Source organism: Paenibacillus mucilaginosus 3016 (assembly GCF_000250655.1).
Taxonomy (GTDB): domain Bacteria; phylum Bacillota; class Bacilli; order Paenibacillales; family NBRC-103111; genus Paenibacillus_G; species Paenibacillus_G mucilaginosus.
In genome coordinates this window covers 2,600,378-2,615,047 of sequence record NC_016935.1, presented here as the reverse complement: position 1 = coordinate 2,615,047, position 14,670 = coordinate 2,600,378, and the positions used below count along the sequence as shown (strand labels likewise).

Annotated in this window: 10 protein-coding genes; 1 reads left to right on the top strand and 9 read right to left on the bottom strand. The window is 57.1% G+C overall.

What is annotated here, in order from left to right; translation table 11 throughout:
* Positions 1-81 precede the first annotated feature (81 nt).
* The 8 genes from PM3016_RS11380 to PM3016_RS11345 all read right to left on the bottom strand — a co-directional run bounded on the left by PM3016_RS11380 (position 82) and on the right by PM3016_RS11345 (position 13,176).
* Positions 82-2,712 carry a glycoside hydrolase family 32 protein gene (locus tag PM3016_RS11380; RefSeq protein ID WP_014369555.1) on the bottom strand — a complete coding sequence of 877 codons (2,631 nt, stop codon included), beginning with the start codon at positions 2,710-2,712 and terminating at the stop codon, positions 82-84.
* 167 nt (positions 2,713-2,879) lie between these two features.
* Positions 2,880-4,415: a glycoside hydrolase family 32 protein gene (locus PM3016_RS11375; RefSeq protein WP_014369554.1), complete on the bottom strand. Its 1,536-nt coding sequence runs from the start codon at positions 4,413-4,415 to the stop codon at positions 2,880-2,882.
* A gap of 41 nt (positions 4,416-4,456) precedes the next feature.
* A complete protein-coding gene (locus tag PM3016_RS11370) occupies positions 4,457-5,296 on the bottom strand; it encodes a carbohydrate ABC transporter permease (protein ID WP_014369553.1) in 840 nt (279 codons plus the stop codon).
* A gap of 14 nt (positions 5,297-5,310) precedes the next feature.
* A complete protein-coding gene (locus tag PM3016_RS11365) occupies positions 5,311-6,228 on the bottom strand; it encodes a carbohydrate ABC transporter permease (protein ID WP_013915688.1) in 918 nt (305 codons plus the stop codon).
* An 18-nt stretch (positions 6,229-6,246) separates the two neighbouring features.
* The gene (locus PM3016_RS11360; RefSeq protein ID WP_014369552.1) at positions 6,247-8,154 is read right to left on the bottom strand and encodes a GH32 C-terminal domain-containing protein; all 1,908 of its coding nucleotides are present in this window, start codon (positions 8,152-8,154) and stop codon (positions 6,247-6,249) included.
* Between the two features lie 173 nt (positions 8,155-8,327).
* Positions 8,328-9,944 (bottom strand): response regulator transcription factor, encoded by a 1,617-nt coding sequence (locus PM3016_RS11355; protein ID WP_014369551.1) that lies wholly within the window; start codon positions 9,942-9,944, stop codon positions 8,328-8,330.
* Positions 9,937-11,730 carry a cache domain-containing sensor histidine kinase gene (locus PM3016_RS11350; protein WP_014369550.1) on the bottom strand — a complete coding sequence of 598 codons (1,794 nt, stop codon included), beginning with the start codon at positions 11,728-11,730 and terminating at the stop codon, positions 9,937-9,939. Before PM3016_RS11350 ends, PM3016_RS11355 begins: the two co-directional genes overlap by 8 nt.
* A 117-nt stretch (positions 11,731-11,847) precedes the next feature.
* The gene (locus PM3016_RS11345; protein ID WP_014369549.1) at positions 11,848-13,176 is read right to left on the bottom strand and encodes an ABC transporter substrate-binding protein; all 1,329 of its coding nucleotides are present in this window, start codon (positions 13,174-13,176) and stop codon (positions 11,848-11,850) included.
* A 226-nt stretch (positions 13,177-13,402) separates the two neighbouring features.
* Here PM3016_RS11345 and PM3016_RS11340 point away from each other — a divergent pair, with 226 nt between their 5' ends.
* On the top strand, positions 13,403-13,636 hold the full coding sequence (locus PM3016_RS11340) for a mannose-binding lectin (protein ID WP_014369548.1): 234 nt from the start codon (positions 13,403-13,405) through the stop codon (positions 13,634-13,636).
* 325 nt (positions 13,637-13,961) lie between these two features.
* Here the strand turns inward: PM3016_RS11340 and PM3016_RS11335 are convergent, their stop codons facing one another.
* Complete coding sequence (locus tag PM3016_RS11335; RefSeq protein ID WP_014369547.1) at positions 13,962-14,657, bottom strand: CTP synthase C-terminal region-related (seleno)protein; 696 nt, start codon at positions 14,655-14,657, stop codon at positions 13,962-13,964.
* Positions 14,658-14,670: the final 13 nt, after the last annotated feature.

Here is a 14,670-nt window from a genome sequence, read left to right as displayed (position 1 = left end):
AATAATTATCTTTGTACCACTCCCTTACATTCTCAACTGATATACCCAAATAGGTAACCACCCACATGCAGCTGATCGGCATTATAGGGTGCCGCCGATGGGCTTGTCATTGTCTTTGTCCTTCTCATAGCCCTTGAGCTTACCAGGTGCCGCTGACAGCTTCCACGTATTTGTCAGTGGATACACGTTGAGCGATACGACCTTCACGCTGCCGCCGATGGTATACAGCGACATGCCCAAACTGGACGGATCCGGGAAGATCAGGTTGGAGAAGGTGACCCGGCCGTCGCCCCCGAACACTTCGATTGACGATTCATCCACGAGCAGGCGGAGCTTCACCCGATTACTCACCGGCGACAGTGTCGCTTCCTGAAGCGTACCGTAGCTTGCGGGGGCAAAATCGTCCTCCCCGCCATCCGCCCGGTTCACGAACAGCTTAGAGGAGGCTGGAGTATAGCCGACCACCGTCTGCTCGCTGCCTCCCTGGCGAAGCCTGAAGCCGAACTCGGATGCGGCATCCGTGCCGGGCAGTTCAAATTCAGCCTCAATCTCATACGCGCTGCTGGACAAGCCGGCGAGAAGATTCGAAGTGCCGGGCGTAATCGTCTTGTTGGTCCAACTGCTGGCGCTCCCGCGCAGGGACTGTAGTTCCCGGACAGGCGTTTGGACGAGCCTTACGCCTTCACCGGCGATTGTCTTGAGCTGAAGTTCCCGGGGTACGGACATGATGTGCTTCCAGGCGGTTGTCGGGAAGCCGAACGGATAATCCCAGTTGGACATCCAGCCGAGCCAGATTCGCCGTCCGTCGGCAGCCGGAATGCCATCGAAGGATATCGAGGCGTAGAAGTCTTTGCCGGCTTCATTCCGGAGTATGGCGCTTGCCGGGTTGTCACTCGTGAATGCCGTACCATCGAACGAACCGACGAAGTATTCGGCGCTGGAACCCCCGGTAACTGCCGCACCGCCCGTGCTGATCGACAGCACCCACTTGCGGTTCGACAGGTTGCCGTCTACCGGCAGCTGGAAGAGATCCGGGCATTCCCATACCCCGGCATGCAGATAAGCGCCATAGCCGAAGGAGCTGGCATACGTCCATGAAAGCAGATCGGTAGATGTGAAGAATCGGACATGATCCCCGCCTGAGACGACCATGACCCAGCGTGAACGTTCGCCGTCCCAGACTACCTTAGGATCGCGGAAATCCCAGTTCCCGTCGGGACCACCCGGGTTCAGCACGACAGGATTGCCCCCATAGTACGACCAGGTGCGTCCCTTGTCCTTACTGTAAGCGATTCCGATTTTCTGGTTACCGTTCGGTTTGTCGGGATGGAACATGGTATAATAGGCAATCAGTCCGGAGCCGCCTCCAAAAAGTCCGGAAGCATCATTCGCATCAACGACGGCCGAGCCGGACCAGATATGTCCCTGATCGTTCCAGGGCAGCGCAATCGGCAGGCGCTTCCAGTGCAGGAGATCCGTACTGACGCCGTGCGTCCACTTACCCCCATCCTGATTGAACAGATGATACTCGCCTTCATAGTACACGAGGCCATTCGGGTCGCTGATCCAGTTTCTTGCCATCGAATAGTGATATTGCGGGCGGTACTTCTCCGTATAGTAAGCGGCGGAGGACCAGGCATACACGTCCTGGAAGTAGGCCGTCCCGTTATATGCGTTAGTGCCTATGCGTCCGCTCGTGTAACGGGCGTTTGACACCGAGATTGCCGGCGCGGCATAACCGTCGATGTAGACCTTGATGTTGGAACCGACCGCATGGACCTCGACACGGTAGTTCCGGCCTGCCTCGACCGCCATGCTCCTGGACGCGATGGTCGCCCCTCCGTCCGCATCGAAGAGACGGACCTGGTCCAGGTTTGGATCGAGATTCACCACATACCCCTGTGTCCCCGCCGCGTTGCCACGGAAGAGCAGACCCGCCGTTCCCAGCGGCGTCCCCCCATCCACCTTCAGATCGGCCTCCAACACGAAATCGGTATAGGGGGTATCGGCTGTCCGGAAGGCATTGGCCGCCCCGGGAGTAACTGCCTTAACGCCGTCCAGGTGAGGCGTCCAGCTGCCCCCGGCTTCCGTCCAGTTCTGGAGATTCGATAGCAGCGAACCGATCCTCACATTCTGGAACAGGACGCTGCCGTTATATGCGCCGGCTCCGACCAGCCCAACCGCATAAGAGCCGTCCATTACCGTCAGCACAGGATCGTAGACAGTGCCCCAATACACCTTAAGTACCGTTCCTTCCGCTCTCACCCGTACCTTATAACTCTGTCCAGGTTCGATCGTCATCGGCTTTTCCCCGAGCGTCACATCTCCTGCGGTCTTAAACAATCGCAGCCGGTCCAGATTCGGGTCCACCTGCAGGCCGTAGGCCTCGGTCCCATCCCCGTTCGAGCGGAGCAGCAGGGTACCGACCGCATAAGCAGTCTCCACGGTCACTTCCGCTTCATAGGTGAAATCATCCGAGCGCGTATTGGATAGGGCAAGCATATTCTGGCCGCCGGGGGCAGTCCCTCTCCAACCTTCTCCTGCCGCGGTCCATGTGCCACCGGCGGCCGTCCAGCCCGACACATTGTTGGCTTCTGCCCCATAGCTGTAAAGGGGATAGAACCACCCCATCAGCATCACCATCCATACGCCGAGAACCAGCGTGCGTATTCCCGCCTTCATTCTATCCTTGTTTCCCATCTTGTTACTCATCTTTCTTCAGCCTCCTTCACCATTGAATTCCGTCCTTCGCCTTCCCTCTTGCTGACCGGGCCTCGCCCCCTTTCCGGCCGCCATTCATGTAAGCGCTCTACTTTGTCCGGCAAAAGAAGCGCAGCCATCCCTGCGCTCTTTCGTTATCTCCTGGGGTTCGTCCCCGCTTATTCCATTGCACCGTCTCTCTCCCGAAGCCGAAGCTCCCATAGATCCAGACGTTCGAGTACAGCCTCCCCCTTCCTTGCGAACAGGTGAATGCCTAGCGAGCTGTTGTCCGGGTAGATCCGGTTCGTCATTGTCTTCCGTCCTTCATTGGCGAAGACCTCCAGAGACGAGCGGTCCAGGAACACATGCAGCTCCACCCGGCCATCCTCCATCGGAAGCAGCTGCGCTTCACACACGCCTCCCTCTCCACGGCCGGACCGGCTGCGGTCCACGGTCAGCTTCCCGCTGTCCGGTGAATAGCTGATTTCCGTGAATTCCTCCCCGTCCTCCGAGCAGCGGACCCGCAGACCGAATTCCACCGCCTGCCCGGATGCACCGGCATCGAACACGGCTTTCAGCTCCAGTGCATCGCCCTTCATACCGACCGGCACCGTTTCGTCCGGGCCAATGGTGAGCGGGCCTGTACCGAAATGTGTTCCGCGAAGAACCTTCAGCTCCTCCACCGGCTTCATCCGAAGGGAGCCGTCTTCCGCCAGAAGCAGCTCGCGCGGCAGGGTGCACGCCCCCATCCAGCCTTCCTCCTGCTCCGGCATCGCCGCGCCCCAAATATTCATCCAGCCGATCAGAATGCGGCGTCCGCTCCCGTCCAGGAACGTCTGCGGCGCATAGAAGTCAAACCCGTAGTCCAGCCGCTCCCCATAGCGGCGGCTGAACCGGCCATTACCATAGTCCATCTGGCCGGTGAGATACATCGTCTTCGTCGCCCCCATGTTCATCGGGGAGAAGATCAGCACATGCTCCCCCTTGTCCCCCAGAGGAAACAGGTCCGGGCATTCCCACATATCGCCCAAGGTCCCGTCGCTCTCCGCCACTGTGCCGAGCGGGGACCATTCGAGCAGATCGGGGGAGGCGTACAGAAGGGCCTCTCCGCGTCCTTCCTTTCCGGATCCGAGAATCATGTACCACCGGCCGTCATGCTTCCATACCTTGGGGTCCCGGAATCCGGCCGCCCCTGTAGGCGCACCCTCAAGGACAGGATTAGCCGGGTCCTTCCCGAACCGGATCCCGTCTTCGCTTCGGGCCAGGCATTGAACTTCTTCGGGACGGCGGCCGTCCACATGACCCGTATAGATCAAGGTGAGCACGCCTTCATCGTCCACCGCGCTGCCCGACCAGCAGCCATAGCCCCCCTGCTGGCCGAGGTCATACGTCTCGGACGGTGCCAGTGCGACCGGGAGATGCTGCCAGTGCACGAGATCGCGGCTCTTGGCGTGACCCCAGTACATGGGCCCGTGTATCGGCTTGTACGGGTAATGCTGGTAGAACACGTGGTACTCGCCGCGGTAATAGATCAGCCCGTTCGGGTCATTCATCCAGCCGGCCGGAGGCATCAGGTGATATTGGAGACGGTATCCGTCAACCGGAATGGCAGCCGCAAGCAGCTCCAGGGCCAGGTTCGCCTCATCAATCCGGATGGCATGAGGAATCCCTCCATTCTCAGCAGCGCTCACGGCATTCGGTTCCTTGGCATTCATATATCATTCTCCCTCTACGAGTTTTAAGAAAAGACTTCGCTTTATCCTTTGATTCCGGACATCGTGATGCCCTGGATGTAATACCGCTGAAGGAACAGGAACAGCAGCAGAATCGGGACCGTCGATATCGTATTTGCCGCCAGAATCCTGGACCAATCCGTTCCTTCCGTGGAAGAGAATGCGGCGATCGCCACCTGAATCATCTGCATCTTATGATCGTTGATGACGATCAGCGGCCAGAGATACGAGTCCCAGTTCCCCAGGAAGGTCATCAGCCCCAGCGTAATTAGGGCGGGAACAGCGGCGGGAAGCACGACACTGAGGAAGGTTCTCGGCAGCGAAGCCCCGTCCATGCGGGCCGCCTCCAGCAGTTCATCGGGAATTTCGGCGAAGAACTGCCGGAGCATGAAGATACCGAAGACCGACAGCATGGAGGGAATGATCAGCGCCTTGTACGAGTTGAGCCAGCCGAGATCGTGCATCAACAGATAGTTCGGGACGAGCGTTACTTCTCCCGGAATGATCATCGCCGACATGAAGAGGGCAAACAGCGCCGGCTTCCAGCGGAAGCGGAGCTTCGCGAAGGCGAAGGCGGCCATGCTGTTGATGAGCAGGACGGCGGCCGTGACCGCGCCCGCGACCCACAGTGTATTGCCGATGAACCTCAGGAATGGATTGCGGGTACTGAAGATCACATTCTGATAGTTCTTCCACGTGAACTCGACCGGGATCAGGATATGCGGGCTGAGGCTCGACGAGTATTTGAACAGCTCCTGGTAAGGCCGGAAGGACCCGAAGACCATCCATATGATAGGCAGCAGGGATGCCGCCGCGAGCAGCAGCATCAGAGTATATTTCAGCGTTCGAAGAGTAAGCTTCATGACGTACGGCCTCCTTACTGCTCTTCCTTGAAGAGCTTCATCTGAATGAGGGAGATGAGCAGCACGATCGCAAAGAGCACGAAGGCCGCAGCGGTCGCATACCCCATCTGCATCTGTTGGAATGCCAGTTTGTAAATATAGAACACCACGGTCTCCGTAGATCCGTTCGGTCCTCCATTCGTGAGCACGAAGACAAGCCCCGACAGCTTGATCGCATCGATTGTCGTCATGATGACCACGAAGGCCATCGTCCGCTTCAGCAGGGGCAGCGTGATGCTCCGAAACTGCTGGAGCCGTGAGGCTCCATCGACGTGTGCCGCCTCGTACAAATCCCGGGGAATGTTGTTCAGTCCCGCAAGGAAGATGATCATGAAGAAGCCGGCGGCCTTCCAGATCCCGAGCCCGATGACTCCGTTCATGGCGGTCTCAGGGTCGGACAGAAAGCTCGTCACCGGCAGTCCCAGCGCTTTGAGGAACGTGTTGAGCAGACCGAACTCCTTGTTATAGATAAGCTTAAAGACCGTTGCCGCCACACCGGTAGAGATGATGACGGGGATAAAATAAATCGTACGCAGCCCCCCGCTTAGACGGCCCGGCTTCTGAATTAGAAGCGCAAGGCCCAAAGAGAGCGCCGTTTGCAGCGGAATCACCACGAGCGCAAAATAAAACGAATGCTTCAGCGAGCTGTAGAAGTTCCGGTCCGAAAGCAGGGCCACGTAATTATCCAGGCCCACGAACGAGGGCTTTGAGCCCACCAGCGAATAATTCTGAAACGAAATCACGACGGCCTGCACCATCGGGTAGAAGACGAATACCAGGAGAAGCAGCAGGGCAGGCAGCAGGAACCCTGCCGCCGTTCTGCGTTCATGCCGGTGAAAGCGGCTCACTGTCTTCTTCGGCTGTGCCGCCGGTACTGCGGTTCTCAGCTCCATGGCCGGCTCCCCCCTCCATTATTTCTTCTCTTCATAGACAAACACGCTGACTGTAGCGGATACCCTGCCGTCCGGGGTTACCGCTTTGATCTCTGCTTCGCCCGGCTTCCCTCCTGATAAGAGGGCTTCCGTTTCCCCGTCCGCCTGGACTGCGGCCACGGAAGAATCACTGGACTCCCATCGAAGCTTCTGGGGAGCACCCGCGGGTGTCACCTCAGCCCGCAGCCTGGCGCTGCCTCTTGCTGGCAAGTCCAGGCTGCCGCTGCTGAGCACAATCCGACGCGGCACGCGGCTGTCCGGGTCCTCATCCCGCCAGACGGTGCGCATCGGGTAGAAGCGTGCCTCCTCCAGCGTGACGTGGCCCTGCGAGACGAACAGCTCCAGCCCGCTGCTCAAGGCATCCGGGAACAGGATAGCGGATACTACCGCCTCCCCGTCCCCGCCGAAGACCTCAAGGGTTGACTCGTCGACGAACAGGCGCAGCTTCAGTTTCCCATCCTTGAGCGTCAGAGGAGCCTCCATCGTCTCGGCGAAGTCAGCCTCGAAGGCGCTCACCCCCGATCTCGCCCGGTCCACCGTCAGCTTTCCTGCATCAGCATCATAGCTTATCAAGGTTTCTTGGCTGATGCCCTTGCGTACCTTCAGGCCGAATCGGGCGCCTGCGCTCACCGTGAACTCCGCTTGGAGTTCATAGCTGCTTCCCTTCATCCCTTCCAGCGGGTGAAGGCCTGGACCCAGCTCCCTGCCTGCGGCGTGCACCGGCTTCCCGCGGAGCTGCTCCAGCTCCTTGACGGGCAGCTGTACCAGCCGCAGCCCGCTGCCCGGGATCTCCCGCAGCCGCAGCTCCCTCGGGATGGAAAGATTGCCTTTCCATGGCGCCGTCGGCATTCCGAACGGATACCGCCAGTTCGACATCCAGCCCGTCCAGATGCGCCGGCCGTTTTCGGCCGGGATATCCGAGTAGGAGACGGCCGCGTAGAAGTCCCTGCCATAGTCTGTCCACAGCACCTGTTGCGGCGGATTCTCATTCCGGAACAGAGTTCCGTCAAAGGATCCGATGAAATACTGCGCGGTCGATCCCTTGGTGGCCGCATTGCTGCCGATCGACACATGCAGCACCCACTTCTTCTCCCCGGTGCCTTCCACCGGAAGCTCGAACAGATCTGGACATTCCCACACCGCCGCGTGGGAGCCCTGTCCCGTTCCGAACTCGCTGGCCAGCTTCCACTCCTTGAGATTCTTCGAAGTGTAGAATTGGATCTTCTGATCCGCCGACACGACCATCACCCATGAATTGGAAGGCTCATGCCAGATCACCTTCGGGTCCCTGAAGTCCTTCAATCCCGGGTTCGGGATTACCGGGTTCCCTTTGTACTTGGTCCATGTCCGGCCGCGGTCCGCACTGTAGGCGATGCTCTGCGACTGCGTACCTCCCTTGAAATGGGTAAAGACCGCGACGAGCCCAGGCTTCCCTCCAAAGAAGCCGCTCGTATCCTCCCAGTCCACCACGGCGCTTCCGGACCATATCTCTCCGAGCGGGTCCCGGGCAAGCGCGACCGGGAGATGCTCCCAGTGCAGCAGATCCCGGCTCACCGCATGGCCCCACTGGCCGCTGTTCTGGTAGAACTGGTGGTACTCGCCCTCGAAATACACCATCCCGTTCGGATCGCTCAGGTTCCCTGTTGGCGGAGACAGGTGATATTGCGGCCGGTACAGTTCCGTATAATAGTCAGGGTCCGGATGGTACCGGTATGCCGCGCTCTGCGGTGCGTCCTGCTTCTGTTCCTTCACTTCCCTCTCGCCTCCCCTCCCGAGCTCTTCATCTGTGCACCCCGCCGTAAGACCAAGACAGGAGGCGGCGAGTATGCCGGTCAGCAGCCGGCTTGCGATCCCTGCAGGCCTCTTCTTCCCTAATACGTTTCCCATGTCTTATCCTCCACTGCGTCCTGCTCCGTTTTGGCTGACCTTATTGTAGCGAAATGAGGTGATGAATCATTTCACTATCCTCTGGTCTTTTGTTGTGATTTGTTTAGTGGGCGGACATCCGGTGAACGGCAAAAAGACCTCATCCGAAGATAAGGCCCTGCTCTCCTGCAGCGCTATGGCAGGCGGGACGGCAGCGCATCCCTGTATTCCTTGGGGCTGACGCCGTAATATTTTTTGAATACCGTGCTGAAATAACTGGAGCTGGAATAGCCGACCAGGGTGGCGATATCCGTGAGCTTCAGCCCGCTTTCCTCCATCAGGGAAGCGGCCTTCTCCATCCGCAGCTTCGTGACGTAATCGCTGAAGGTGAAGCCGGCCTTCTGTTTGAACAAACCGGACAAGTAGGTTTCGTTGATATGGAAACGCTCGGCCAGCGAAGCCAGCGAGAGCTCATAGGCGTAATTCTCTTCTACATACCGGCGCACGGCCTCCGCCAGCTGCTGTCCGCCGGAGGAACGCGTCTTCCGTACCTCGTTCATCACGAGCTCCGCCAGGATCTTCAGCTGATCGACCACCTGGTCCCTGGAATGAAACTGGCGGAGGGTCATCTGGCAGTTCCACAGGTGCTGCTGGAGCGAGGGGGCGCCGAGCTCGAATTTCTTAGCGATCGAGCTAAGCAGCAGAATGACCCGGAAGCTGAGGAACGTAAAGGCGAACATCGACAGATCCCCGTCCTTATGGAAGATCTCCCGGAGCACTCTTCCTGTACCTTCCGCATCGAGATTCTCAAGAGACAGCACGAGCTTCCGCTCCAGCTCTGCAGGCAGCGTATGCACCGTCTCCTTCTCCAGCTGCCCGCCCTCCCCGCGCCGCTGAACCGTACCCTGACTCCAGTCGAGCATGCAGGAAGCATAGGCATCCCTCAGCCCCTGAAGCCCTACAGCCCAGTCTCCCAGACCCGTTACGGTCTCTACCCTCAGATACCGCTTGATGTTCCGCTGGAGCTCGCGGAGCATGTCTTCCGCCGGCAGCTCATCCGGTCTGCCGCCGCTGCACGTCAACAGGCAGTACATCATGGAGGGATAACTGTAATCGTAGAGGGGGTAGACATTCGGCCACGGCTCCAAGCTTTCCCTGCATACCATCTGAAAGGCGACGGTAAGCAGCTCCCTGCGCTCGCTCCAGTCATCGAGCCGTCCGGGAGGTACACGCATCTCCACCGCCGCGAACCGGACCTTCAGCCCCTCACCGGCAAGTCCGGTCAGCTGCAGCTGTCGCAGCCTCTCCCTCACCGCGGCGAGGCTGAAATCCTCGTCCTTCACCACCTGCCAGATCAGCTGCTCCTGCAGTGTTCTCAGATGCTGGCTTGTCTGCAGCTGCTCTCTCTCTTGCTCGCGGCTGCGGTTCTCCTCCTCCTTCAGCTCGGCAGAGAGCTTGGCGAGCAGGTCCGTCAATTCGCTGCGGACCACAGGCTTCAGCAGATAATCCTTCACCCCGAGCTGGATGGCCGCCTTCATATACTCGAAGTCGGAATACCCGGAGAGCACGATGATCCGCAGGCCGGGGTACTTATCCCGGCAGGCCTTTATGAAGGCGATGCCGTCCATACGGGGCATCCGCACATCCGAGATGACCACATCGGGGAGCCCGCGTCCCTCCAGCAGCTCGAGCGCTTCGAGCCCGTTCGCCGCCTCCGACTCAATACGAAAGCCGGCTGCTTCCCAGTTTATCTTGGCCTTAATACTGGAGCGGACCCCAATTTCATCATCAACCAGCATAATCTTATACATGCGGTTCACCCCTTAGGATAGGCAAATTCAAGACAATCTCTGTCCCCTCCCCGGGGGCGGATTGGAGAGTGAGCCGAAACGCCTGACCGTACTGCAGGCGGCAGCGGGATATCACATTGCGCAGCCCGATGCTATGCCCCTCGCTGTCCAGGATGGTCACCGAATCCCCGGATTCGCCTTCCGCCTGCAGCTCGCGCACCAGCTCCGTCTTCATGCCGATGCCGTTATCCCGCACGCTCAGCACAAGATGCTCTCCGGAGATCACGGCGCTGATCTCAACCTCCGCGATCCCGTCCTTCTCGAGACTGTATTTGACCGCATTCTCAACGAGGGGCTGGAGAATAAACTTAGCGATGTAAGGCTGTCTGGACGGCCCGTCATCCCTGACGGCCAGCTTCAAGCGGTCCCCATGCCGCAGCTGCTGGATCAGCAGATAGTCACGGATATAATCGAGCTCCTGCCCCGCCCGGACCAGATCGGAGTTGAGATTCAGCGAATACCGCATCATTTTACCCAGGGCCTCCGCCGCATCCATGACCAGGTCTTCCCGCTTCATCGCCGCAAGTCCACTGATGATCTCCAGCGTATTATTGTAGAAATGCGGATTGATCTGCAGAAGCAGCGCCTTGTACTCTGCACTTTTGCGGCGCAGGTTCGTCTCATATTCCGTCTCGATCAAATACTGCAGGCGATGCGTCATCCGTTCAAACTCCCCGGCCACATAGCCCACCTCACTGCCGGATGTCTTCTGTCCTTGCATCTGCCCGAGAGCGGCGGCGAACTCCCCGAGCTTCACGTGTTTCATCGCCCTGGCCATGGCGCTGAGCGGTTGGGTCACGCCGGCTGAGAGCCGGTAAGCCGCGGACCCCGCCACCACAAGCAACAGAAGGGTGACGAGAAGGATCGTGCGGCGCGTCCGCTTGATTTGGGCATACAGTTCTTCTTCCGGCACCTCACCGACAATGGTCCAATCCGCCTGCGGCAGTTTGCGGAAGAAAATCGAATAAGCCACCCCTTCATGCTCGATCGAAAAGACTCCCCCCGGCTGCCCTGCTGGCGTCCCATTCAGCTTGGACAGCGCCTCCCGAAGGAGCTCCGTATGTCCGGACAGATCCTGATTCAGCACGCTTCCTCCATCCCCGGTCAGCAGGAACACCTTCCCCGTCTCTCCGAATTGAATCTTGCTGATCGCACTTCGCAGCAGGATTGTGGGATAATTGATCTTCACAATGCCGGCTGCCCGCAGGGACTGCAGGTGGACCAGCGGGAGCACGAAGCTGTTCACCTCTCGGTTCCGCAGAGTGAGATCTCCCTGGTCGTTATCCCGGTGCGCCGCCGTCCATTGAAGATTGTCCGTCTGATAACGCCGATACCATTCGCTGTTCCGGTACGTCCGGTCCTGCGTCCACATCCCGCCGGCGCTCTCCGTATACGTGGTGATCGAGATCCCGTTCGAATTATTGAGTGCATACGAGGACATATACTCACGAAGCGCCTGCTTGGCCAGCACCGCTTCGGCAGTGGACCGGTCCCGGTCCAGCTCCAGGGCGGCCCATGCTTGAGCCGTGCGGCTGCTCATCACCTGGCTGCCGATATCCTCGACCTGGGTCATGAGGGTAACGGCATGGGATGCAAACTGGTCTATTGTCTGTGCTGCGGACGATTCGACGGAAGCTTGGATGATCTCTTCCGCCTGCTCACTGAGAGTGAAAGCAAGCAGGGTGAAAGGCACGATCATCAGGATGGAGAAGGCCGTCATGAGACGGCTGCGCAGTGAGAAAAACACATGGGACCCCCCGCCCTCTTATCTATGGAATGTAAACAGCCGAATGGAACTGCGGATTGAAACAGCGAAAGAGGCGTCCATGAACTGGAACCGCCTCCGCACTGCGAATGAAAGAAGCTATTTGGTTTGGGCACCGAGATCCGCGTAAGCCTTATCGATCTTCTTGATGGCCTCGGCCACGGACGCATCCACATTTCGCTTCCCGATGACCACCTCTTCAAAGAGCTTGTTGACAGCCTCCGACATCTGCGGAAAGACCGGAGTGATCGGCCGCGGTCTGCCGAATTTTTGGTTCTGCACAACGAATATGTTCTTCGGATACTGGCTCAGCTCCGGGAACTCCTTGGCGGCTGAGTATCGGGATGGAATATCCTTGGTCATTGTGCTGTACGTGACCTGTCCTTCCTTACTCGTCACCCAATTCACGAACTTCCAGGCGGCATCCGCATGCTGGCTCTTCGAGGAAATGCCGAGCGACCAGCTTCCATTCGCCACGGCCTGCCGGGTACCCTTCGGCAACGGAGCGATGTCATAATCTTCACCGAGCTTGAACTGCGGGAACTTCTCGGTGAGATAGGCCAGCGACCAGGATCCGTCCACCGTCATGCCGAGCTTGCCGTTCGGGAACGGATCCGGCGGATACTCCAAAGCGGAGACCCCGTGCGTGTTGTAGAGCTCCGAGAAGAACTGCAGCGCCTTCTTCGTTTCCGGCGAATCCAGATACCCTTTGGAGGTCTTCCCTTCCCCATCCATGATCTCGCCGCCGAACTGCCAGATAATCGGATACTTGAAGTAAGCCGTCGCCCCTGCGTTATTGAAGCCCTGGGCGGGATCAATACCGAAGATCCCGTTCGCCGGATCGCTCAGCTTTTTGGCTGCATCCAGCACTTGCTCCCAGGTCCAGGGCTCCTCCGGATTCTTGGAAGGCAGCGGAATGCCCTTGGCCTCGAACAGCTTCTTGTTATAGAACAGGGCGATAGAGGACTCCGTCAGCGGGGCCATATAGATCTCGTTCTGGTACGTATAGGTAGCGAGCGTAGATGGGGGGATATCCTCCAGGTTGCCGTCCGCCTTGAAATACGCGGTCAGCGGCTTCAACGCCCCTGCGTGCGCATAAGAGCCGAGTGTGGGGGCATCTAGCGCCATAATATCCGGAGGACTGCCTGAAGCAATGGACACCCGCAGCTTCGTATCGTAGTCCGCATAGGGGATCGGTGTCATCTCCACGGCAATATCCGGATACTTATCCATGAATGATGCGACCAGCTTATCATAGGCCGCGTTCTCCGCGTCGTTCCCCGAGTTTCTCCAGAAGGTGAGCGTGATCTTCTCCTCTTGGCCCTCTCCTCCGGAAGCCGAACCCGCTTTCCCAGCTTCTTCCGAACAGCCCGTCAGCAGGCTGGATGCAAGCAGCGCCGCACATACGATGGTGGTTGTCTTGTTCAAACTTATCGCCCCTCTTTCTTGTTGTGTTTCTTGTCTACACGTATCTTACCAGAGCGAGGGGGTAAAAAAATTCACTATTCTCTGATCATCACTTGTAATATGATTCGAAACCTCCATCCGCTATAGGAATGCCGAAGTAGCATCGGTGCTGGTACAGATGTTGATGCCTAGTCTATAAGAGCACCAAATTTAGGTACAAATATAATACAGAAAAGAGGTTTTTTTTATGAAAAAGATTTCATTATTATTATTCGCGGCTCTAATGCTTCAACTCACCCTTGTCTCTGCCGCTTTTGCAAAGGACACCTTATTCGTTGGAGAACAACTTGCTGCTGGACAATCATTACAGTCACAAAACGGCAGGCTCAACCTTGTTATGCAGACCGATGGTAATCTTGTGCTTTATAGGGATCACGGTATCCCGATTTGGAGCGTAAAAACTATTATGGTGATTTTCTAGTAGTTCAGAGTGATGGAAATGTTGTTATTTATAACAGCGATAACCCAAATAATACCTACCCTGTCTGGGCTAGTGATACGAGCGGGTATTAAGATTATATTATTAGTAGAGTCGCCTCAAGTTGCGGCTCTTTTTCAGTTGTAGAGATTATTTTCCCCACTCGCGCCTCCTGCACCCGCTGCTTGAGCAAGCCCAGAGCAGTTCGTATGTATTAATCGTTGGACGGATAAAAGATGAAGGGGGCTGCCACTTAGCAGTTGCTGCGGCGAAAATGCTTACAGCCATCAGTAATATTAAATAGATCTTCTTCATTTAATACCACTTTTTATTCCATTGTTGATTGGAGAAAAGCCTTGATCAACGGATGTACTATTTTATTAAAAGCGGAGCGTTCCGGTTGAAATAATGTTCCGACAAAGAAGCGATGCTGCTCAAGCTCCATTATTCGAGTCTCACCCTTTTCATCTACTCCCACACTACGCATTCCTGCTTGTTCTAAAAGGGGAGCAAATTCTGGATTCAGACCATAATTGCATATACCGTATTGTTCAGTGATTTCGTCTTTTCCATAAATAGCCGCAACCTTGGATTCTGGTGCGAGTCTGAAAGTGTGCGTTTTTTCACTCACAGAGCATGTAAGAGGAGCAACTAGCATGAAGGAGGCAGCAGGTTTTTCCTCCGCATGATCTGCATCAGAAAGTCCGATCTGATTTCTGGCAAACTCAATGATCATATGCTGAAAACCGCCGCAGGTTCCTAGAAAAGGAATCTGATGTTCGCGAGCAAATCGGATGCCATTAAGTGCACCTTGCATACTGGCGTAAGGACTTGCAGGTACTGTCCAAAGAGCTTGATAATTGCCCAGCTTCTGTTCGAAATCTTGTTCCAACGAAGGAGTTGCTATCCATTCGAAATGGACCTGGTATCCGAAATCATTCGCCGCAAGTTCAAGAGACTGTGGAATTGCTATATGAGCTTTGACCTCTTGATCATAATCACCGATTAGTCCTACGCGAATCATTTGTTTACAGCCG